At 62.4% G+C, this 18,801-nt stretch carries 21 protein-coding genes; 11 read left to right on the top strand and 10 right to left on the bottom strand.

Going from position 1 to position 18,801, the window contains the following annotated elements:
* Positions 1–26: 26 nt before the first annotated feature.
* Entirely contained in the window at positions 27–2,423 is a 2,397-nt protein-coding gene (locus M1E12_RS03470) for an autotransporter outer membrane beta-barrel domain-containing protein (RefSeq protein ID WP_479563754.1), read from the bottom strand.
* Positions 2,424–2,647: 224 nt separating this feature from the next.
* On the opposite strand from M1E12_RS03470, the gene M1E12_RS03465 reads away from it, so the two are divergent.
* Together M1E12_RS03465 and M1E12_RS03460 are read left to right on the top strand one after the other, a co-directional pair.
* Positions 2,648–4,096: a sensor histidine kinase gene (locus tag M1E12_RS03465; RefSeq protein ID WP_479563753.1), complete on the top strand. Its 1,449-nt coding sequence runs from the start codon at positions 2,648–2,650 to the stop codon at positions 4,094–4,096.
* Entirely contained in the window at positions 4,093–4,800 is a 708-nt protein-coding gene (locus tag M1E12_RS03460; protein ID WP_479563752.1) for a response regulator transcription factor, read from the top strand. Before M1E12_RS03465 ends, M1E12_RS03460 begins: the two co-directional genes overlap by 4 nt.
* Before the next feature lie 70 nt (positions 4,801–4,870).
* Here M1E12_RS03460 and M1E12_RS03455 read toward each other — a convergent pair whose 3' ends face one another.
* Positions 4,871–5,362 carry a histidine kinase gene (locus M1E12_RS03455; protein ID WP_479563751.1) on the bottom strand — a complete coding sequence of 164 codons (492 nt, stop codon included), beginning with the start codon at positions 5,360–5,362 and terminating at the stop codon, positions 4,871–4,873.
* Between the two features lie 464 nt (positions 5,363–5,826).
* Between M1E12_RS03455 and M1E12_RS03450 the strand changes: the two genes are divergently transcribed.
* The 3 genes from M1E12_RS03450 (at position 5,827) to M1E12_RS03440 (ending at position 6,889) form a co-directional block, all read left to right on the top strand.
* A complete protein-coding gene (locus M1E12_RS03450) occupies positions 5,827–6,036 on the top strand; it encodes a cold-shock protein (RefSeq protein WP_113461984.1) in 210 nt (69 codons plus the stop codon).
* 234 nt (positions 6,037–6,270) lie between these two features.
* Positions 6,271–6,507: a 30S ribosomal protein S21 gene (gene rpsU / locus M1E12_RS03445; RefSeq protein WP_113461985.1), complete on the top strand. Its 237-nt coding sequence runs from the start codon at positions 6,271–6,273 to the stop codon at positions 6,505–6,507.
* 154 nt (positions 6,508–6,661) lie between these two features.
* Complete coding sequence (locus tag M1E12_RS03440; protein WP_479563750.1) at positions 6,662–6,889, top strand: hypothetical protein; 228 nt, start codon at positions 6,662–6,664, stop codon at positions 6,887–6,889.
* A gap of 75 nt (positions 6,890–6,964) precedes the next feature.
* Here M1E12_RS03440 and M1E12_RS03435 read toward each other — a convergent pair whose 3' ends face one another.
* Genes M1E12_RS03435 through M1E12_RS03425 form a run of 3 tightly spaced genes read right to left on the bottom strand, consistent with a single transcriptional unit; the run spans position 6,965 to position 9,037 of the window.
* Entirely contained in the window at positions 6,965–7,741 is a 777-nt protein-coding gene (locus tag M1E12_RS03435; protein WP_479563749.1) for a VOC family protein, read from the bottom strand.
* Positions 7,742–7,770: 29 nt separating this feature from the next.
* A complete protein-coding gene (locus M1E12_RS03430; RefSeq protein WP_479563748.1) occupies positions 7,771–8,256 on the bottom strand; it encodes a DUF1579 domain-containing protein in 486 nt (161 codons plus the stop codon).
* Between the two features lie 13 nt (positions 8,257–8,269).
* Positions 8,270–9,037: a DUF899 domain-containing protein gene (locus M1E12_RS03425; protein WP_479563747.1), complete on the bottom strand. Its 768-nt coding sequence runs from the start codon at positions 9,035–9,037 to the stop codon at positions 8,270–8,272.
* A 50-nt stretch (positions 9,038–9,087) separates the two neighbouring features.
* Between M1E12_RS03425 and M1E12_RS03420 the strand changes: the two genes are divergently transcribed.
* Entirely contained in the window at positions 9,088–9,534 is a 447-nt protein-coding gene (locus M1E12_RS03420; RefSeq protein WP_479563746.1) for a MarR family winged helix-turn-helix transcriptional regulator, read from the top strand.
* Positions 9,535–9,539: 5 nt separating this feature from the next.
* On the opposite strand, the gene M1E12_RS03415 is transcribed toward M1E12_RS03420, so the two are convergent.
* Positions 9,540–9,755, bottom strand: coding sequence for a hypothetical protein (locus M1E12_RS03415; RefSeq protein WP_479563745.1), 216 nt, complete (start codon positions 9,753–9,755; stop codon positions 9,540–9,542).
* A 134-nt stretch (positions 9,756–9,889) separates the two neighbouring features.
* Positions 9,890–10,312, bottom strand: a complete 423-nt coding sequence (locus M1E12_RS03410) for an organic hydroperoxide resistance protein (protein ID WP_113460538.1) — start codon at positions 10,310–10,312, stop codon at positions 9,890–9,892.
* A 144-nt stretch (positions 10,313–10,456) separates the two neighbouring features.
* Between M1E12_RS03410 and M1E12_RS03405 the strand changes: the two genes are divergently transcribed.
* The 4 genes from M1E12_RS03405 (at position 10,457) to M1E12_RS03390 (ending at position 12,821) form a co-directional block, all read left to right on the top strand.
* Positions 10,457–10,912: a MarR family winged helix-turn-helix transcriptional regulator gene (locus M1E12_RS03405; RefSeq protein ID WP_479563744.1), complete on the top strand. Its 456-nt coding sequence runs from the start codon at positions 10,457–10,459 to the stop codon at positions 10,910–10,912.
* Positions 10,913–11,013: 101 nt separating this feature from the next.
* On the top strand, positions 11,014–11,907 hold the full coding sequence (gene bla / locus M1E12_RS03400) for a class A beta-lactamase (RefSeq protein WP_479563743.1): 894 nt from the start codon (positions 11,014–11,016) through the stop codon (positions 11,905–11,907).
* A 5-nt stretch (positions 11,908–11,912) separates the two neighbouring features.
* The gene (locus M1E12_RS03395; RefSeq protein WP_479563742.1) at positions 11,913–12,287 is read left to right on the top strand and encodes a hypothetical protein; all 375 of its coding nucleotides are present in this window, start codon (positions 11,913–11,915) and stop codon (positions 12,285–12,287) included.
* Positions 12,288–12,416: 129 nt separating this feature from the next.
* Entirely contained in the window at positions 12,417–12,821 is a 405-nt protein-coding gene (locus tag M1E12_RS03390; protein ID WP_479563741.1) for a host attachment family protein, read from the top strand.
* Positions 12,822–12,917: 96 nt separating this feature from the next.
* Here the strand turns inward: M1E12_RS03390 and M1E12_RS03385 are convergent, their stop codons facing one another.
* Together M1E12_RS03385 and M1E12_RS03380 are read right to left on the bottom strand one after the other, a co-directional pair.
* Complete coding sequence (locus tag M1E12_RS03385) at positions 12,918–13,625, bottom strand: L,D-transpeptidase (RefSeq protein ID WP_479563740.1); 708 nt, start codon at positions 13,623–13,625, stop codon at positions 12,918–12,920.
* A gap of 157 nt (positions 13,626–13,782) precedes the next feature.
* Entirely contained in the window at positions 13,783–14,610 is an 828-nt protein-coding gene (locus M1E12_RS03380; protein WP_479563739.1) for a L,D-transpeptidase, read from the bottom strand.
* Between the two features lie 314 nt (positions 14,611–14,924).
* On the opposite strand from M1E12_RS03380, the gene M1E12_RS03375 reads away from it, so the two are divergent.
* Positions 14,925–17,135 carry a methyl-accepting chemotaxis protein gene (locus M1E12_RS03375; RefSeq protein WP_310236999.1) on the top strand — a complete coding sequence of 737 codons (2,211 nt, stop codon included), beginning with the start codon at positions 14,925–14,927 and terminating at the stop codon, positions 17,133–17,135.
* Positions 17,136–17,211: 76 nt separating this feature from the next.
* Here the strand turns inward: M1E12_RS03375 and M1E12_RS03370 are convergent, their stop codons facing one another.
* A complete protein-coding gene (locus M1E12_RS03370; protein ID WP_479564817.1) occupies positions 17,212–18,735 on the bottom strand; it encodes an MDR family MFS transporter in 1,524 nt (507 codons plus the stop codon).
* Between the last annotated feature and the right edge of the window lie 66 nt (positions 18,736–18,801).

Genomic DNA, 18,801 nt, shown 5'->3' with positions numbered 1-18,801 from the left:
CCGAGGTGAGCTCAACGGTCATAGACTCAGAAGCGCAGACCGAGATTGGCAGAAACCAGATGCTCGGAACCTTCCTCGCCAAACTGGCCGGTATAGGACAAGGAGACGGTCGAGGCCTTGCCGAGCTCGAACTCGACACCGGCGCCGACGAGGGCCGTATCACGCGCCATGGCGGCGGACGCGACGGAGAAGATGTCGCCGGTGGCGAAGCCGTAGCTTGCCTCCGTCGCCGTGTCGCCGAAGGCGTGGCGCCAGCCGAGCGAGCCCTTCACCTTGCCGAGTGCGCCATTGACCGCGATGTCGCGATCGACCTTCACGCCGAGCGTCGATTGCCACTGGCCGGCCGAATGGGCATCGGCGGTCAGCGCCGCGACACCGCCCTGCTCGGTGAAGCCGTCGCGGTCGACATGGACATAGGCGAGGCCGGCAAAGGGCTCGAAATGCCAGAGGTCGCGGTCGAAGCGCCAGGAGGTTTCGGCGAAGACCTGGGCGGTGCGGGCGTTGTAATCGGCGGTCAAGGTGTCCGAGAAGCCGGTGAAAGCGACATTGCGCTCGGTCTCGATTGCCGACCAGCCATAGGCGGCGCCGAATTTCAGGCCGAGCGGCCCGGCCCGACGGCCCGCATAGGCGGCGAGATGGTAGCTGTCGGCGGAGCCACTGGCCGAGACGCCGTCAGCGCCGAAGCTCTCGCGCGAATAGCCGCCGGCAACGCCGAGACGCCAGCCGTTTTCGAGCTCGCGATCGCCACCGAAGAGCACGCCGCCGCCATCGACATCGAAGTTCGAGCCGGTGCCTTCACCGTCATACCGGCCCCAGGCGCCAAAGCCACTCATCCAGACGCCGTTCGGCTGGTTGTCCCGCGGCAGAAGCTGCTGCGGCGCCTTGTCATAGCCAGCGATGTGCTCTCCCTTGGCAGGTGCGCCGACGCCTTCGAAGGCATCGCGGAGGCGGTTGGAGATGACGTCTCGGGTCAGGCGGCTCCGGTCGAGATAGCCAGTCTCGACGGAGGCGTGTGCGGCACCGGAGAGCTGTTCGAAGGCCGCACCGGGCTCGCCGACAGGCAAGGCGAGGATGGCGTTGTAGAGGGCGCCTGATCCCTGACTTTCGATGGCACCGGCAACCGCCGACTGGTTTGGCGTATTGGCCAGCGAAGCGAAGGTGCCGCAGCTGACACAGCGAGTGAGTGTCAGGTAGGCCTTGGTCGCGTCGTAAGTGACATTGGCATCGAGATAGGCGAAGTTCTCATTGACGGTGTCGAAGGTGCCCGACAGGCTGGAAGCGGCCTCGAGAATGGTATAGGTCGTGGACGGATTGTAGGTTGACCCGGTGTCCGTACCGTTCTGCGCCAGGACGTTGAGCGTGACGCCAGGATCAATATAGACGCCGCCGCCGCTGACGACCTTGTCGGCATTGCCGGCGCTGTCGACATGCACCTCGTAGTTCGAGCCGGTGAATAAGTTCACGTTGCCGCCGACGTCGAGCTGACCGATCCCCGCACTGCTGCCTGGCGCTAGCGTCGCGCCGTTCTGGACGTACATCACGCCCGAGAGCGAACCGGTTCCACCGAGAGCGCCGCCGAAAACAACCCCCGCGCCGCTGATCGCGAGATTGTCTAGAATGAGCGCTCCTCCCCGAACATACACCGTTCCGGCGAAGTCTTGGACATCACTGCTGAGGAGCGTGGTGCCGCTGTCATTGAATATCTGCCCACCGCCCTCAAGTTTCGTATCGAATGTGAACGACGAAAGACCATGATCAAAGACCAATGAGGACGTCGAGTTCGAGAACTGAACGGCACCTGCACTGACTGTGCCGCCACCCGCGCCTATGTTGAGCTCAGCAGCCGAGGATGAACTACCCAGGACGATATCGCCAGTTCCGCCACCCACGGCAAGGGTCGAGCCGCCAAAGACCGTGACCGTACCATAACTATTGCCGCCGAGGATCAGATCGCCGCCGACGATCTCCAAGCGCGAGCCCCGATCGATGATGACATCGCCTCGCCCCGACGAGGCACCCACGTGCATAGAGCCCGTGACGGCGACATAACCGCCGTCGAGCACCTGCAACAGCCCATCGCTCCCGTAACCGACATATACGTCACTGGAACTCAGCCAGGACGAGCCGGCGCCTCGGACGATCACCTCGCCATTCGGCGAAGTCATGCTGCTGCTCGCCCCGACAAAGGCAGATGTATTGAGAACCTCGGCGCCATCCTCGACGATCATCGAGCCCGTGGTGCCGTTGCCCACCAGAATGTGGCCTCCATAGTTGAAATCGGCGTTCCAGATCACGGTGCCGTTGACGTCGTTGGCCGCCGCCGGACCAGCAACGACGAACGTCATGGCCGTCGAGGCGAGCAAGAGGCCGGTGCGGATCCGGCGGCGCGGCGTCGTGCCATGGGCTGGCGTAAAGGGTTTCATAATGATCCTCTCAAGCAGTTCTTCTGGCGCTTTCCGCGCCGTCGACCGGTTTTTGGAGGAAGGTTGCTCGGCTCGCCACGAACGAATTCGGATCAATTCTGTCCAATTCTGTCGACAGGCTCTTTGCGCAAGCATCTGTGACGGACGACACAGAAACTCTTCCGCGACGAAGCTAGTGATCGTGAAGCAATACTTTCACGAAAATTTACATTACTTGGCTCAAGATGCTGCCCGCCCTCGATCCGGTGACCGCACTGACAAGCGTCGTCGCAGGAAAGGTCCTCAACGCGATCATCTGGATCATCCTGGCCATGCTGCGCCCGCGGCTTGCCGGGCCGAAGCTCATCGTCTTCGGGTCGCTCTGCGGCGCTCTTGGCTTCTGGCGGATCGGAATGCGGGGGCCGGATCCCAGTGCGCTCTATCTTCTGACGGACAACACGCTCGTCATGACGGGCATCCTTCTGCTTGTGGCAGGCTATCTGGAGCTGATGCGCAAACGCTTCAGCTTCCGGGTTCTTGCAGCCTGCATCGGGATCACCATTGCCGGCTTCGCCTATGGTTTCGACACGACGCCCGAGAATGTTGCCCTCCGAGTGCATACGGTCAATCTCGTGGCGCTGATCGTGCTGATCGTCATTTCGCGTGCGGTGGCAGAGGACATGCTCCAACCGAAACTGCTACGGGTGACGATCCTGATCGTCATGGCCCTGCATGTACTGGTCCTGTTTGTCCGCAGCGGCGCGCAATTCTTCAAGGCACCGCCTCAGGCACAGTTGCTAGACGACCCAGTACAGGCCTGGATGTTCCTCGAGTGGGGCCTGTTCTTCAGCCTGCTCAATCTCTTCATGCTGGTGACGCTCGTCATGCAGTATGCGCATTCGCTGACCACCTCGGTCGAAGCGCTCGAAGCCGAAGTGGCGGAACGGCGGCGGCTGCAGGAGGAGCTTTCCGAGCGCCTGGCGGCGGAGACGACGCTGCGCGAGGAGCAGTATCAATTCGTGCGGCTCGTCAGTCACGAGTTGCGCACGCCGCTTGCCGTAATCAGCCGCTCCACCGAAATGATCGCGCTGACGCTCGAGGAACCAGCCCCATCCATTCGCGACCGGCTGGCAAAGATCGGCTCAGCGGCAGCGGGCCTTTTCGGCCTGATTGATCGCTTCCTCATTACGGAACGCCACCAGATCATCGGGCCCGAGATCGAGATGACGGCGATTGACGCTCTTCTTGAAGATGTCCGGCAACACTTTGCCGCCGTTCAGCAGGATGGCCGCCTAAAGATATCGCGTGATCATGCGGCAATTGCAGCTCCATTTGATCGGGCGATGATGGTGACGGTTCTGACCAACCTCATCGACAACGGGCTCAAATACTCGCGCGCCGACGAGACCGTCAGCCTGAGCGTCAGCGTTCTTGACGGAAAGCTTGTCTTTCGCGTTGCCGACAAAGGAATCGGCATCGTTGAAACGGACAGCCGCAAGATCGGCCAGCGATTCTATCGCGGCGCCAATACTACCGATACGGCCGGGGTTGGTATCGGCCTCTACAGCGCCCGCAAGCTGATCGATTATCACGCGGGTACAATTTCGCTTTCTGACCGCGAAGGCGGCGGCACGATCGCCGAGGTCCGCCTACCGCTCGCCGCCCGGCCTAGATCAATTCAGGACCCGTCATGATTTCTGTTCTCGTCGTCGAAGACGAGCCGTCCCTCCGCGCCGATCTCGTCGATTATCTCACACTCAAGGGACTGAATGCCCGCGGCGTTGGCAATGGCGCCAGCTTCCGGGACGCCGTTGCGGCAGATGCTCCCCAGATCGTCATTCTCGATGTCGGGCTACCGGACGCGGATGGCTTTGAATTGGCCGAAGAGATCCGCCGAACTGCGGACTTCGGCATCATCATGCTGACGGCACTTGCCGAACCTGAAGATCGCATTCGGGGCTTCGAGGCGGGGGCCGACATCTACCTGATGAAGCAGGCGACACTGCGCGAGATCGAAGCCGCAGTTCTGAGCCTTGCGCGTCGATTGTCGGCCCGCGCGGGGCAAGGCTCCGAATCGGTGGGCGCCCGGGATGCGTGGTCACTCGACCGCGAGGGCTGGCAGTTGACCGCGCCAGACGGCTGCGTCACCCGACTGACCGCGACGGAGTTCGCCTTCCTCGCCCTGGTGCTGGAGCGCGCAGGCGAGCCGATCTCGCGCGATGATCTTGTCCGCCAGATTGCGCGGCCAATTCCCCATTGGGATAGCCGCCATCTCGACTCCGTCGTCAGCCGGCTGCGACGCAAGGTGCAGGGCCATTGCGGACGGCCGCTCCCGGTCAAGATGATCTACGGGCGGGGCTATGCTTTCACCGCACCTGTCAAATCGATGCGAGCGTAGATGCAAAACACCCCGCGCTGAACATGCGGGGTGTCATGGTGTTGGCTTCGGAAGGCAGGCAGCCGCTGGCTCAGTTCACCGGCTTCAGCGTGGCGAGGATCTTGCCGACTTCGGGCATGTTCTCCGCTTCGGTTTCCGTCGATGCCCAATAGGTGACGATGGCGATCTTTTCTTCGGAGAGGCCGATGATGCCGACGCCGATCGAGACGGGGCCGTCCTTGTCGGTGCCCTTCCAGTCGATGGTCTGGAACGGCATGCCGTTCAGCTGATCCTTCGATTCGTGCTGGCTTGCCGGATCGGGCACGACGCCGTTTTCTTCGAGGAAGGCGAAGACGTCGGTCATGACCTGGTCCATGTCCTCGTCACCGGCGACATCGAAGGAGATATAGGTGCCGGCGTCGGGCGAATTGCCTTCGACACCGTAGTCGGTCTCGGTCGGCTGCCAATCGTCGGGGATTTCGACCGAAGCGGCCGGATCGTCGGACGGGAAGGAGAAAGTGCCGGCGACGGAGGTCGTGGCGGTGATCAGGAGAATGGCGGTGGCGGCGAGAAACTTGTTCATCGGATGAGCCCGTGGATGAGTGAGGACAGGCCGGCGCAACATACTGAAGCGCAGCGCCGACCGGCCTGTTCCTAACAATCGCGTGTGAAAATTCTCGTACTGTTTTTGTGGGAACCGCGCTTCCGGCGAACAAAATCATCGCAATTTTCCGATATGGATAAAAATCGCCAAACCGGCTCTTGGATCTCGCCTCCGGATTCATTTTTCAGTGAGGCGACCGACCGTGATTGTGCCAATCAAATCAGGTCGTTGGGCCGCTTCGACCGCGGTCGTGGCGGGGGCCTACAGGCGGCTTTGGCCATTTAAGCTTGTGTCAGGGGCTTTGAGCCCCTATATTGACGCTATCGAAGATTGCGAGCGACTTTGTCTACGCGCCTCCGGCGCACGCCAGATTTCCTTCAACGTCGATATACCCGCCGTGCGAATGTCTCGCCGGCATCTCCAACGATTGAAAGGAAATCGTTATGAACACAGGTACCGTTAAGTGGTTCAACAGCACCAAGGGTTTTGGTTTCATCCAGCCGGATGAAGGCTCTGCCGACGTGTTCGTCCACATCTCCGCCGTTCAGCGTGCCGGCATGCGTGATCTGGTCGAAGGCCAGAAGATCTCGTACGACATCGTCCAGGACAAGCGCTCGGGCAAGAGCTCGGCCGACAACCTGCGCGCCGCTTAATATTTTGTCGCTCGCCCCGCTGACCACGGAAGTACTGGCAGAGGGGGGCTGAGTGGCGAGGGAAGGTCGGGTTTCGCCCGGCCTTTTTTGTTTGCTTCGAACGCTTCCTGCGTTTCGCTTGCCATCTTTCCCGACCTGTTCGGGATCTCCGCCGGGGCCTGGCGCGTTAGCCTAGCGTATCCCCTTTTCGCAACTCCAGATCAATCGGGCCCAAAGCCCGGAAAGGAAACGACCGTGCAAGTTCTCGTTCGTGACAACAATGTCGACCAGGCACTCCGCGTGCTGAAGAAGAAGATGCAGCGCGAAGGCCTGTTTCGCGAAATGAAGGCCCGCAGCGCCTTCGAAAAGCCGTCTGAAAAGCGCGTTCGCGAAAAGGCTGAAGCCGTTCGCCGCCAGCGCAAGCTCGCGCGCAAGAAGATGCAGCGCGAAGGCCTGCTGCCGTCGCCGAAGAAGGCTGTGCGCGCGCGCTGATGCCGACACCCTCCGTGCGCCTTCGGGCGCGCGGATGTCTGCCCGAGGAAAGCGAGCCGCCTTCCTCCGTCACCCGGTTCCGGTCCCCTGGACTGAAGCCATCCCCCTCCACCCATGCCGCGACAGGCAGCCAGGCTGCAGGAAGGACCCGGACATGACCGCTACCAAAGAGACATTCTTCAAGCCCGAGAAGATTTCGCCGCAGGACAAGGCCGCGACCACCGACAGTGTCGCCCGCTCCCTGATCGCTCAGGAAGCAACCGCGCGCGAACGCAAGACCGAAGCGCTGAAGGCGCTGCGTCTGGAGCGCGAGGCACTCGAGGCCGAACAGGCGCCCGCGCCGAAGAAGCGCGCCGGCAAGAAGGCCGTGAAGCGCGGCTGAGGCCGGCGCTCGAGACATCCTTCAGCAGACCAGTTCAAAGGCCGGAGCGCGATACGTGCTCCGGCCTTTTGTTTGTCACTTTTGCGCGGCCGTCAGGTTGAAATAGGCGCCCTGGGGGTCGACGCAGGCAGCAATCCAGGAGCCGCCGGGGACCTGATGCGGGCCCATCAATAGCTCACCGCCGAGCGACTGCATCTTCTCGATCGCAGCATCGATGGCCGGGACGATGAAGTAGAAGCCCCAATAGGGCATGGGCATTTCCGGACGCTTGGTCATCATGCCGCCGATGCCGCGATCGCCGAGCTTGAAGGTCTGGTAGATGCCCATGGCGTCCATGTCGACGGCCATGTCCTTTTCCCAGCCGAAACGGGCGGCGTAGAAGTCCCAGACCTTTTCCCAGTCGCCGGCCATCAATTCGTTCCAGCCGACGGTGCCGGTGCTGCCGGGGGTTGGCCAGTTGCCGGTGCTTCTGTCTTCCATCATCGGGGTCATGATGCAAAGCACGGCACCCTGCGGGTCGGCGACCACTGCGAATCGGCCAACGCCGGGGATATCTTCGGCGGGGCGGCATATCGTGCCGCCGTTCGCTGCATAGTCGGCCGCCGTCTGGTCGACATCATCGACGGCGATGTAACCGGTCCAGTTGGGCGGGATGCCCTGCCCCTTCATCTCGTCCGTCAGCGCCATCATGCCGGCGACACCGAAGGGGAAACCAGGCACCGCAAACGAGGTATAGGTGAAGCCGTCCATTTGCATATCGGTCGGCTCCCATCCGAGGAGCGGGCCGTAAAAGGCCTTGGCTGCGGCCGGGTCGGGGGTCATCAGTTCATGCCAGATGAATGTGCCATGCATGCGTTGTCCCTCTCTTGTGATGCCCGGCTTCAGCCGATGCGTTTTGCCTGGCTGGTCATGAAGGTCTTGAAACTGCCGTCCGGCTGGCGAACGCTGCCGGAGAAGCTGCGCGTGTCATCATCGATGAAGTGGATGACGTCGCGATAAAGCTCGGTGCGCTCAGGGTCCTGCATGCTCGGGCCTTCTGCCTCCAGCACCAGCGTCTGTCCCTCGTCCTCGAGCCAGCCCCTGTAGACCCAGAACGTGTCCATCATCGAGCCGATCCAGCTGCCGACATAGTGGCCGCTGCGCGGATCATAGCCGAGGGTCATGATCATGGTGGCGGTATCGTCACCCATGCCGCCCTGCCCTTCGGCCACGACCCAGCGGCCGCCGATGGAGCGGACCTTCTCGGTCCAGCGTTTCAAGGGATCTTCCGGATCATAGCCCTCCACCGCGCTGGAGGTGACATAGAGCCAGTCGCCGACGAGGCGGTCGAGCACCTTGTGGTGCTCGCTCGGTTTGGGAAATTCCATGACCTTTCCTCCCTCAGTGGCAGCAACCGGACGATGCGGCCGGCTTTGCGACATACTCGTCCTTGCGCTTGACGAAACTCAGCGTGCCCGTCTCGTTTCGGCCAAGCGGGGCATGATCGAGGATCATCAGCGCGCCGAGCGCCTCTTCGCCGCCGCGCGCATATTGCGAATAGGTATGGAAGATCTCGCCCTTCTCGTTCTTGTAGAAGGCGGAGAGGCCGGGGAGTTCGTCAAAGGCCTGCTCGCTCGGGGTCTGGCGGAAGTTATAGTTCACCGATCCGGAGGCGAGCTCCTCCTTGGTGAAAGAGACGTGGAAGTCGTAGTTGAAGTCGCTGCCGAAGGACGAGACCCAGGGAAAATGCCAGTTCATGCGGCGCTTATAGGCTTCGATCTTCTCGATCGGCGCGCGTGACACGGCCACGAGGGTCACATCGTGATTGTTGAGGTGGGGCAGCATGCCGTCGATGTGGTCGGCGAAGAAGGAGCAGCCCTCGCAGCCAGCATCCCAGTCGGGATGAAACATGAAATGGTCGATCATCAGCTGGCTGCGGCCGTCGAAAAGATCCGACAGCGTCTTTTCGCCTGACGACGTCTGGAAGCGGTAGTCCTTCTCCACCTTCACCCATGGCAGCGCCAGACGGGCGGCATTGACCCGGTCACGCTGACGGGTGAGCTCCTTTTCCTGCTGCAGCAGGGCCTTGCGGGCCTCAAGCCATTCCACGCGCGAGACGACACGCGAGGCCGGATCGACCTCCGGCTCCAGTTTAGCGGCATATTCCATTGTTCTGATCCTCCTCTTGACATTTACGTTGATATCAACATATTTAGCCCATGTCAAACATGCCCCTGATTCCCTATTCCACCACCATTCATGTGCGCGATACCTGTCTGTGCCTGCATGCGCAGCGGGCAGCCCGGGCGCTTGCCCGACGCTTCGATCTCGCCTTGAAGCCGACGGGGCTGACAAACCAGCAGTTTTCTCTGATGATGGCCTTGAACCGGCCGGAGCCGCCGCCGATGGGACCTGTTGCCAGACTTCTGGCCATGGATCGCACGACACTGACGGCGGCGCTGAAACCGCTTTCTAACCGCGGATGGGTGACGATCGAGCCGGATCCGAAGGACAAGCGCGGCAAGCGGCTGAAGCTCTCAGCCGAGGGGGCGGCGGCACTCGCCAGTGCCGTGCCGATCTGGAAAGAGGTGCATGCCGAGATCGAGGCCGGGATCGCAAGCGATCCGGCGATGCTGCGTCAGGGGCTGCTCGAAATCAGCGCGTAAAGCCCTTAGCCCGCCAGGCCGAGCGGCATGGCCGCCAGCGGGCCGAGCAACATCAGGGTCGCCATGGCGAGCGCAATCCGGTCACGCCCCTCGAAAAGCGGGCCACGAAAGGCGGCGGCGGGATAACGGTGGCGGATCTGGTGGCGGGTGCTCTCATCGACCGGAGCATCCGGCGCCAGGCGGGCATCTTCATGGATTTCATTGGCCGTGGTCGTGTGCATGGGGTTGTCCTCGAGTTTTGTGGGCTCAAGAGCGAACCGAAATCGCGGCCAAGTGTTCCCGCCCCCTGCCCTGAACGCAAAAAGGCCGGCACGAGGCCGGCCTTCGGGCGGTGGATAATCTCGACTGCGATCGATCAGACGACCGAGACCGGCACTTCGGTCGAGGTGCGCATGGCGTGGCTGTAGGGGCATACGATATGGGCAGCGGCGACCAGACGCTCTGCCAGTTCGCGCTCCATGCCGGGGATTTCGACCGAGAGCTTCACCTCGATGCCAAAGCCGGTGCCGTCTTCGCGCGGGCCGATGCCGACGTCGGCGGAGACCTTGGCATTTTCCGGGATCTTCACCTTTTCCTTGCCGGCGACGGCCTTCAGCGCGCCGAGGAAGCAGGCGGAGTAGCCAACGGCGAAAAGCTGTTCGGGATTGGTGCCGGTCGCGCCGTCGCCGCCGAGTTCCTTCGGGGTGGTCAGCGTCACATCGAGAACGCCGTTATCAGAGGCGCCGTGGCCGGAGCGGCCGCCGGTGGCATGTCCATGTGCGGTGTAAAGAATAGCCATTAGGTGTTCTCCTTGTTTTCGGGTTGGTGAGCTTCTATATAGGGCACAATTGAATTGTGTGCAATTGTTTTTTGCACATTGAAATCCACGGCCGTTTTGGTCACTGTGGAAACAATAGAAGCCGATGGGGGTTCATCAAGGGCTATGGACAAGGAAACGCTGGAAAAGGAACTGAAGCTGGACAGGCAGCTGTGCTTCGCGCTTTACGGCGCCGCGCATGCCTTCACCCGTGCCTACAAGCCGCTGCTCTCGCCGCTTGGCCTCACCTATCCGCAATATGTGGTGATGATGGCCCTGTGGGAGGAGGACGACATCTCGGTCAAGGCGCTTGGCGAGAAGGTGGGGCTTGATTCCGGTACGCTCTCTCCGCTCCTGAAGCGGCTCGAACAGATCAACTATGTCGCGCGGCGCCGCGATGCGGCCGACGAACGCGTCGTCTTCATCACGCTGACCGAAGAAGGCCGGCAGCTGAAGGCGCGCGCGCTGGAAGTCTTCCAGTCGATCGGCAGCCAGCTCGGCTGCGACATCGGCGAGATCGAAAGCCTGCGGGACAGCCTGAAGCGGCTGAAGACGCAGCTCGAGGCGATCGACGAAGTCTGAGACCGCGCCCGCATGCCGACCTGAAGCCGAGACGGGAAAGGTCCGGCCGCGCCTTGCTGCCGCCCTGTTTGCCCTCGATGCAGGGCGAACAGGAGACTTGCATGATTTCAGTACCACTTCATTCGCCCCACCGGATCGCAACCGGGATCCGCATCCTCCTTTTGCCCTTGATCGTTCTCGCTGCCCTGCCCTCTTTCGCGGAGGCCGGTCCGGAGGAGATCGTGGCGTCGGCCAAGCGCGTCGAACAGAAGCTCGACATGCGGGTGGGTTTCACCGTCATCGATACCGGCGATGGCACCGTCACCGGTTACCGGCAGAACGAGCGGTTTGCCATGGCCAGCACCTTCAAGGCGCTTGCTTGCGCGGCCGCGCTGTCGCGTGGCGAGGCGGTTTTGGCCAAGAAGACGACGATCCGACAGGCGGATCTCCGTCCGCATTCTCCGGTCACGGAAAAGCGTGTCGGCACGAGCATCAGCACCCGCGCGCTTTGCGAAATGACGCTGCGCACCAGCGACAATGCCGCCGCCAATGCGATCCTGAAGGCGCTGGGCGGGCCGGCGGAAGTGACAGGATTCCTGCGGCAAATCGGCGATGAAACGACGCGGCTCGACCGATACGAGCCGGAACTCAATGAAGCCAAGCCGGGCGATCCGCGCGACACGACGACACCGCAGGCGATCGCTGGGACGTTGCGGCGGCTGTTGCTTCAGGATGCGTTGGACCCTGAAGCGCGTCACCAGCTGGAAGAGTGGATGGCGGCCAATGAAGTGGCCGGCGGGCTGTTGCGCTCCAGGCTGCCTAAGGGCTGGCTGATTGCCGACCGCAGCGGGGCCGGCGGCCATGGCACGCGCGGGGTCGTCGCCCTTGTCCGCCCGCCTGAGGGGGCGCCGCTCGTCATTGCCATTTACATGGACGGGACGAAACATCCGCTGAAGGTCCGGGATGCGGCGATTGCGGAGATCGGCGCGGCGATATTCGAGAGCTATCAGCGATGAGACCGATGACAGCCCGCCTCAGCCTTTCCTTCGGCCTCGCTTTCTCCCTGGTTGTCGCCGGCAGCACGATGATCGCCGCCGAGGCGGCGGCGGCCGATCAGGAGGCGGGCACGGTGGCCGGGGAGCGCTCGGACTGGCAGACGAAGAAGTGCGATGTCTATGCCAAGGCGCTGGCCGAGATCCTCGACCATGTGGGCCGAGAGGATGTATCCGAGCACTTCCTCGCCCAGAACCAGGCTTTCATCGACAGCGGCTGCCTTGCCGATGTCGATGCCTGTCCGGAGAGCGAGGCGGAGATCGAGATCGCCAACGGGCTGACGATTGCCACCATGAATGCCGGGGCTGCGAGCTCGTTCAGCCCCTTTAGATGCCGCGGATGAGTGTCCGCATTGCGCTGTCTTGGACACGGCATGGAACAAGGAACTCATCTTCTTTCAAGGGGTTAACTCCAGGTCAATGGCGGCAACCACGTTGCGTGGCTGCCGCGCGGACCATGAAGGAGAATGCCCATGCAAGTGCCCCAGAACGCCGTGATTGCCGTCGCTGATGGCGAGAAGCTGAGCCTGTTCCAGAACGAAGGCAATGCGCTGAACATCAAGCTCCGGGCCATTCCGGCGGAGGAGATCGACAGCTCGAAGATCGCTTCCGGCGGACGTCATCCCAGCAGCGCTGCCAACCCGGATGACGACCAGCAGGAAGAGGACGGCTTCAGCGGTGGCGTGACCGACATGCTCAACCGCCAGGTCCTCGACGGCAAGATCAAGGACCTGGTGATCGTTGCGGCGCCGCGAACGCTCGGCGAAATGCGCAAAGGCTATCACAAGCAGCTTTCGGCCGTGCTGGTCGGCGAACTGGACAAGGATCTCACCGGCCACTCGGTGCCGGAGATTGAAAAGGCGCTTGAGGCGGCCTGATCCCGAAACACGATCAACAGCACCAAACAAGAAGGCCCCGTCGTTATCGGCGGGGCCTTTCTGTGTCTGGCAGTTTTTAGAGGCGATCGCCTTCCGTTACTGGCGAACGAGGATCTTTGCCTTGGTCGGCACGCGCTCGTAGAGGTCGATGATGTCCTGGTTCATCAGGCGGACGCAGCCCGAGGACACGGCCTTGCCGATGGAATTCCATTCCGGCGAGCCGTGCAGGCGGTAGAGCGTGTCCTGACCGTTCTGGAAGATGTAGAGCGCGCGGGCGCCGAGCGGATTGTCGAGGCCGCCGGGCTTGCCGCCGTTGCGGACGGAATAGATCTCGAGTTCCGGCTGGCGGGCGATCATCTCGTCCGGCGGGGTCCATTTCGGCCACTTCTGGCGCCACTGGATGACGCCCTGGCCACCCCAGGCAAACCCATCACGGCCAATGCCGACGCCGTAACGCATGGCAGTGCCGCCGCGCTCGACGAGATAGAGGAAGCGGTTGGGCGTATCGACAACCACGGTGCCGGGGGCCTCGCCGGTCGGATCGATGACCTGCTGGCGGTAGAAGCGCTCCGGGATGCGCCAGTAGGGAACAGCCGGAATGACATAGCCGCCGTCATAGACTTCGCCATACATGGCGTCGAGTTCGGGGGTGCGGCCCTTCGGGGCAGCCGGCACGACGGGACCTTCCAGCCGGGTGCCCGGCGGCATAGGACGCGATGTGGTGCAGCTTGCAAGCAGGGACGCCGCGCCGAGACCTGTCAAGGACAGAAGCGAACGGCGGGTCAGATTCGATGTTGAGGACATGAAGGTATGAGTTTCCTGTAGCAGTTCTGCGGATGAAGACGCTGGGAGGTGCGCTTTGTTCCGCGATGATCCGATGCAAACAGGAAAGGTTCAATTAAAGCAACGCCGCCCCCCTTTCACGTTTTGGAGAGAGGGGGAAGGTCGCAAAAGAGTGTCGCTAAATGACAACAATCGGGGTGTTGTCCGGCACCCGGTCGAAGAGATCGATGACATCCTGGTTAAACATGCGCACGCAGCCGGATGAGGTTGCCTTGCCGACCGACTGCCAGTCGGGCGTGCCGTGGACGCGGTAAAGCGTGTCCTTGCCGTTCTGGTAGATGTAGAGCGCGCGGGCGCCGAGCGGATTGTTGCGGCCGGCGACGAGACCGCCCCGTTCGGCAGACACAGAGCGCAGGTTCGGATTGTTCTCCACCATGTCGTCCGTCGGGGTCCAGTGCGGCCATTTGGCCTTGCGCTGGATCACGCCCCTGCCCGACCAGGCATAGCCGTCGCGACCAAGGCCGACGCCATAGCGGATCGCCTTGCCGCCCGGCTGGACGAGATAGAGGTAGTGCGCCTTGGTGTCGACGACGATGGTGCCTGGAGCTTCGACGGTCTGATAGACCACTTCCTGACGCAGCATGTCGGCGCGCACCCGATCGAGCGGGATCGGCGACAGCGTGTGGCCGTCATCCACCACAAGACCATACATTGTCCGATGCAGCGGATTGGTCACCGGCAAACCATAGGTCTGGTGGAACTGCGTCTGGTAGAGATTGCGCTTTTGCGGCGCGGTCTGATCGGCAGCCGGCGGCGTGCGCGCCGGATCACACCAGACGGGGGCGACTTCATCCTGAAAGACGTCGATGTTCATCCGGCTGGTGTCTGTCACAAGGATGCAGCCCGACAGCGAGCCGACGAGCGCCGTGCCAAACCCCAGCGACAGGAGGCGCTTCGACAGGAGGGAGGCCGTAGCGGCCTGACCGGAGGGCGAGAGCTTGGACATGCGGTACCTGATCATACTGACAGCGTTATCTGCATCCTGTCAGGCGCGGCTGGCGCGAAGCTTATGGCCGGGGGTGATTTGCACTCGTCGTCATGTTGGCCCCACGAATTAGAGCTGCGACGTTGTGGTGCCCGCATGTGGGGAATTGCTTCGGATAGACTTGTACCGGAAGTCGTATTTCACCGTCAGAGCGGCGCATATCTACGATTTTTAGTATTGCAGATATTAGTGTTTCATAACTCTTTAAGGCGTTTCGATCACGATCCGTTGAGCATTTCACATCTGGGCAGGGGCGAATCCACGTGCTTCACAACATGAAAATTGGCAGCAAGATCTATCTGGGCTTTGGGTCGGTGCTGGTCGTGCTTGGCGTCATCGCCGGCGCTGGCATCTATTCGAACCTCACCAACGAGGCCTCTTTCGCGGAATACCGGGAGAGCGCCAGAAAGACGAACGAGGCGGGCCGTATCCAGGCCAACATGCTGGAAGCGCGCCTCGCCTTTCGCAAGTTCCGCGCCGAACCCACGGATGAGCTGAAGCAGGAGGTGACGACCCGGCTTGCGACGACGAAGGCATCGGTCGACACCATGCTGACCTATGAGCTGACCGATTCGGCAAGGACGACCGTTTCCGGCTTCCACGCCATCATCGACACCTATGCGCAGGACTTCGACAAGGTCGTGATGCTGCAGAGCCAGCGCGAAGAGCTTGTCGACGGGACGCTCGACACACTCGGGCCGAAGATGGCCGGGGAACTGGAGACGATAAGCGAGTCCGTTGCGACCTCCGGGAACGTCGAGGCGGCCGCAACGCTCGAGCGATTGAAGTATGACATCAGCAGTCTGCGGCTCGGAACCAACAAGTTTCTGCTGAACAACACCGATGGCGCATTCGAGAACGCCAAGACGTTTGCCGAAAAGGCGCGTGAGGAAGTCGCAGAAATTAAGGCGAGCTCGACCGATGCCGCCGTGACCGGCACGCTGGACACGCTGGCAACGGAACTGGCGACATATGAGACCGCCATCAAGTCGGTGTATGAGGTGATCAAGAGCCGAAACGAGATAATCAACGGGTCGATGAATGTCGCCGGCGACCAGCTGTCGACATCGGTCGAACAGTTGAAACTGGACCTGAAGAAGACGCAGGATACGCTGGGGCCACAGATCCAGTCGACGATGGAGACTGCCGTCATGATCGGCAGCACGCTGGCCGCGGTCGGCCTTGTCATGGCCGGCTTCATCGCCTTCTTCATTGCCCGCAGCATCACTGTCCCGGTCGGCCAGATCACCAGCGCGATGGGTTCGCTTGCCGACAACAAGCTCGACACCGTCATTCCGGGGCTCGACCACCAAAGCGAAATCGGTCTGATGGCCAAGGCCGTCGACGTCTTCAAGCAGAACGCCATCAAGATCCGCGATCTGGCGGCCCAGGAAGCAGCGCTGCAGGAGAAGAATGCTGACCTGCAGTCGAACATCGCGACCGTGGTTGATGCGGCTGTTGCCGGCGACTTCACCCGCCGGATCACCAAGACCTATGACAATCCGGACCTCGACCGCTTTGCGGCCAATGTGAACACGCTGGTCCAGTCCGTCGATACCGGCATTGCCGAGACCGGCCGCGTCATCTCGGCGCTTGCCAAGGGCGACCTGACGGAAAGCATGGAAGGCCATTACCAGGGCGTCTTTGCCGACCTGCAGGCCAATGTGAACGAGACGATGTCGAGCCTGCGCACCCTGATGCAGGAGGTTCGTCAGTCGGCGGATGCGATCAATGGCGGTGCGGACGAGATCCGTCAGGCCTCCAACGACCTGTCGCGCCGCACGGAAACCCAGGCCGCCTCGCTGGAAGAAACCTCCTCGGCGCTCGAGGAAATCACGGTCGCCGTGAAGACCTCCACCGAACGCGCACAGGATTCCAGCAAGATGGTGACGGAAGCCCGCCAGTTCGCCGAGGCCTCGTCAGGCGTCGTCGGTGAAGCGACTTCGGCGATGAGCCGGATCGAACAGGCGTCGAACGAGATCACCCAGATCATCAATGTGATCGACGAGATCGCCTTCCAGACAAACCTTCTGGCCCTGAATGCCGGCGTCGAAGCGGCGCGTGCGGGTGAAGCCGGCAAGGGTTTTGCCGTCGTAGCCCAGGAAGTGCGGGAACTCGCGCAACGCTCGGCAACGGCCGCCAAGGACATCAAGACGCTGATCACCAAGTCGTCGCACGAGGTCCAGACCGGCGTTCAGCTCGTCAGCTCGACGGGTCAGGCGCTGAGCGACATCCAGGCCAAGGTGGTGGGCATTGCAAGCCAGGTCACCTCGATCGCAACGGCTGCTCAGGAACAGTCGACCGGTCTCTCGGAGGTCAACATGGCCGTCAACCAGATGGACCAGATGACCCAGCAGAACGCGGCGATGGTGGAAGAGGCCGCCGCCAGCACAGCGAAGCTCGCGGAAGAGACCGCGCATCTGCGGGCGCTGGTCGCCCGCTTCAAGGTGCAGCGGGACGGCGGGGCACAGCGCTACGCCGCCTGATCCGCGCATCCGTCATCGCGACACAAAAAGACCCCGGCTCATCGCGAGCCGGGGTCTTTGCGTTTCGGCGAAGTCGTTACTCGCTGGCGGGCGCCGGCGCCTTCCCCTCGCCTTCGCGCGGCAGGCGGATGTTGGGCAGCAGAAGCGCGCAGATCAGGCCGATAACCATCATGCCCGACGCCGTCAGGAAGAGCGGGACAAAGGCCTCGGAATAGGCATTGGCGACGAGCGCGCGGGCGGCGTCCGGCAGGGCAGCCAGGCCCTCGGGTGTGAGGTTGCGGAAGTCGACGCCGCCGGGCAGCGCGATCTGCACATGGGTGAGGCCGGAGCTGACGATGGCGCCGTAGATGGAGATGGCGATGGCCGCGCCGCCCATGCGGGTGAGAGTCACCGTGCCGGTGGCAGCGCCGACGTCAGCGCGCGAGGCAGCGTTCTGCACGCCGATGACGGGGACCTGCTGGCCGATGCCGACGCCGAAGCCCTGCAGGAGCATGACGAGCGCTATGAAGATCAGCGGCGTTCCCGCATGCAGGAAGGAGAAGATGCCGAGGCTGATGACGCCAAGCGCTGTAGACGCGATGGAGAAGGGCTTGTAGCGGCCGGTGCGGGCGATCAGGCGACCGGCGGCGATGGAGCCGAAGGCGATGCCGCCCGTGGTCGCGACGAAGAGCAGGCCGGCCATCGAGGGCGAGAGGCCAGTCGTGGTCTGCAGGTAAAGGGCGATATAGTTGACCGAGCCGATGCCGATGGCGCCCGAAACGAGCGAGATGACCAAGAGCAGATTGATCGTGGGCTTGGAGAAGAGCGAGAGCGGTACCACGGGTTCCGGCGCGCGACGCTCGACCATGACCCAGCCGATCGCGCAGAGCGCACCGAAGGCGACAACGGCAAGGCTTTGCCAGGCAATCAGCGAGCCGAAGATCTGGCCGCTATCGGCCCAGAAGACGACGGAAGCGACGGCACCGGCCAGCAGGATCGCACCGGCATAGTCGATCTTCGGTTTGCGGTTCGGCTTGCGATAGGGCAGCAGGAAGGCAAGGCCGATCAGAACGGCGATGCCGATCGGCAGGTTGACGAGGAAGATCGAACGCCAGCCAAAGAGATCGGACAGCGTGCCGCCGATGACAGGACCGAGTGCGCCGGACGCCATCAGCACGAGGCTCGAATAGCTCTGGTAGCGGGCGCGTTCACGCGGCTCGAAGAGATCGGCATTGATCGAGAAAATCGAGACCATGATGCCGCCGCCACCGAGCGCCTGGAGAACACGGGCGGCGATCAGCGTGTCCATGGAGACGGCAAGGCCGCAGACGAGCGAGCCGAGCGTGAAGATCGCAATCGCCGCCATGATCACGTATTTGCGGCCGAAGAGATCGCCGAGCTTGCCGTAGAGTGGCATGACGGCGCTGGTGGTCAGCAGGTAGGCCGAACCGACCCAGCCGAAGCGTTCCAGCTCTCCGAACTCGCCGACGATGGTCGGCAAAGCGGTGGAGACGATCTGGTTGTCGAGGGTCGCCATGAACATGGCCGACATCAAGAGGAGATAGACGAAAAGGCGGAGCCTCGGATCCGTGACCAGCGGGCCCTCGGCGGGCGCGGTCATGCCTGCTGCCGAACGCGGCGTCGGGTGGGGTTCAAAGCGGGGTTCCGGGCCGGCTGGCGCGGCTGT

Source organism: Rhizobium sp. K33, from assembly GCF_056501445.1.
Note: the sequence above shows the minus strand (reverse complement) of the source record. Positions and strands in the feature narration are given on the sequence as shown.

What these genes read in the sequence shown, in the direction of transcription:
- M1E12_RS03470 (WP_479563754.1), bottom strand. Translation starts at nt 2,423, where the DNA reads ATGAAACCCTTTACGCCAGCCCATGGCACGACGCCGCGCCGCCGGATC.
- M1E12_RS03465 (WP_479563753.1), top strand. Translation starts at nt 2,648, where the DNA reads ATGCTGCCCGCCCTCGATCCGGTGACCGCACTGACAAGCGTCGTCGCA.
- M1E12_RS03460 (WP_479563752.1), top strand. Translation starts at nt 4,093, where the DNA reads ATGATTTCTGTTCTCGTCGTCGAAGACGAGCCGTCCCTCCGCGCCGAT.
- M1E12_RS03455 (WP_479563751.1), bottom strand. Translation starts at nt 5,362, where the DNA reads ATGAACAAGTTTCTCGCCGCCACCGCCATTCTCCTGATCACCGCCACG.
- M1E12_RS03450 (WP_113461984.1), top strand. Translation starts at nt 5,827, where the DNA reads ATGAACACAGGTACCGTTAAGTGGTTCAACAGCACCAAGGGTTTTGGT.
- M1E12_RS03440 (WP_479563750.1), top strand. Translation starts at nt 6,662, where the DNA reads ATGACCGCTACCAAAGAGACATTCTTCAAGCCCGAGAAGATTTCGCCG.
- M1E12_RS03435 (WP_479563749.1), bottom strand. Translation starts at nt 7,741, where the DNA reads ATGCATGGCACATTCATCTGGCATGAACTGATGACCCCCGACCCGGCC.
- M1E12_RS03430 (WP_479563748.1), bottom strand. Translation starts at nt 8,256, where the DNA reads ATGGAATTTCCCAAACCGAGCGAGCACCACAAGGTGCTCGACCGCCTC.
- M1E12_RS03425 (WP_479563747.1), bottom strand. Translation starts at nt 9,037, where the DNA reads ATGGAATATGCCGCTAAACTGGAGCCGGAGGTCGATCCGGCCTCGCGT.
- M1E12_RS03420 (WP_479563746.1), top strand. Translation starts at nt 9,088, where the DNA reads ATGTCAAACATGCCCCTGATTCCCTATTCCACCACCATTCATGTGCGC.
- M1E12_RS03415 (WP_479563745.1), bottom strand. Translation starts at nt 9,755, where the DNA reads ATGCACACGACCACGGCCAATGAAATCCATGAAGATGCCCGCCTGGCG.
- M1E12_RS03410 (WP_113460538.1), bottom strand. Translation starts at nt 10,312, where the DNA reads ATGGCTATTCTTTACACCGCACATGGACATGCCACCGGCGGCCGCTCC.
- M1E12_RS03405 (WP_479563744.1), top strand. Translation starts at nt 10,457, where the DNA reads ATGGACAAGGAAACGCTGGAAAAGGAACTGAAGCTGGACAGGCAGCTG.
- bla (WP_479563743.1), top strand. Translation starts at nt 11,014, where the DNA reads ATGATTTCAGTACCACTTCATTCGCCCCACCGGATCGCAACCGGGATC.
- M1E12_RS03395 (WP_479563742.1), top strand. Translation starts at nt 11,913, where the DNA reads ATGACAGCCCGCCTCAGCCTTTCCTTCGGCCTCGCTTTCTCCCTGGTT.
- M1E12_RS03390 (WP_479563741.1), top strand. Translation starts at nt 12,417, where the DNA reads ATGCAAGTGCCCCAGAACGCCGTGATTGCCGTCGCTGATGGCGAGAAG.
- M1E12_RS03385 (WP_479563740.1), bottom strand. Translation starts at nt 13,625, where the DNA reads ATGTCCTCAACATCGAATCTGACCCGCCGTTCGCTTCTGTCCTTGACA.
- M1E12_RS03380 (WP_479563739.1), bottom strand. Translation starts at nt 14,610, where the DNA reads ATGTCCAAGCTCTCGCCCTCCGGTCAGGCCGCTACGGCCTCCCTCCTG.
- M1E12_RS03375 (WP_310236999.1), top strand. Translation starts at nt 14,925, where the DNA reads ATGAAAATTGGCAGCAAGATCTATCTGGGCTTTGGGTCGGTGCTGGTC.
- M1E12_RS03370 (WP_479564817.1), bottom strand. Translation starts at nt 18,735, where the DNA reads ATGACCGCGCCCGCCGAGGGCCCGCTGGTCACGGATCCGAGGCTCCGC.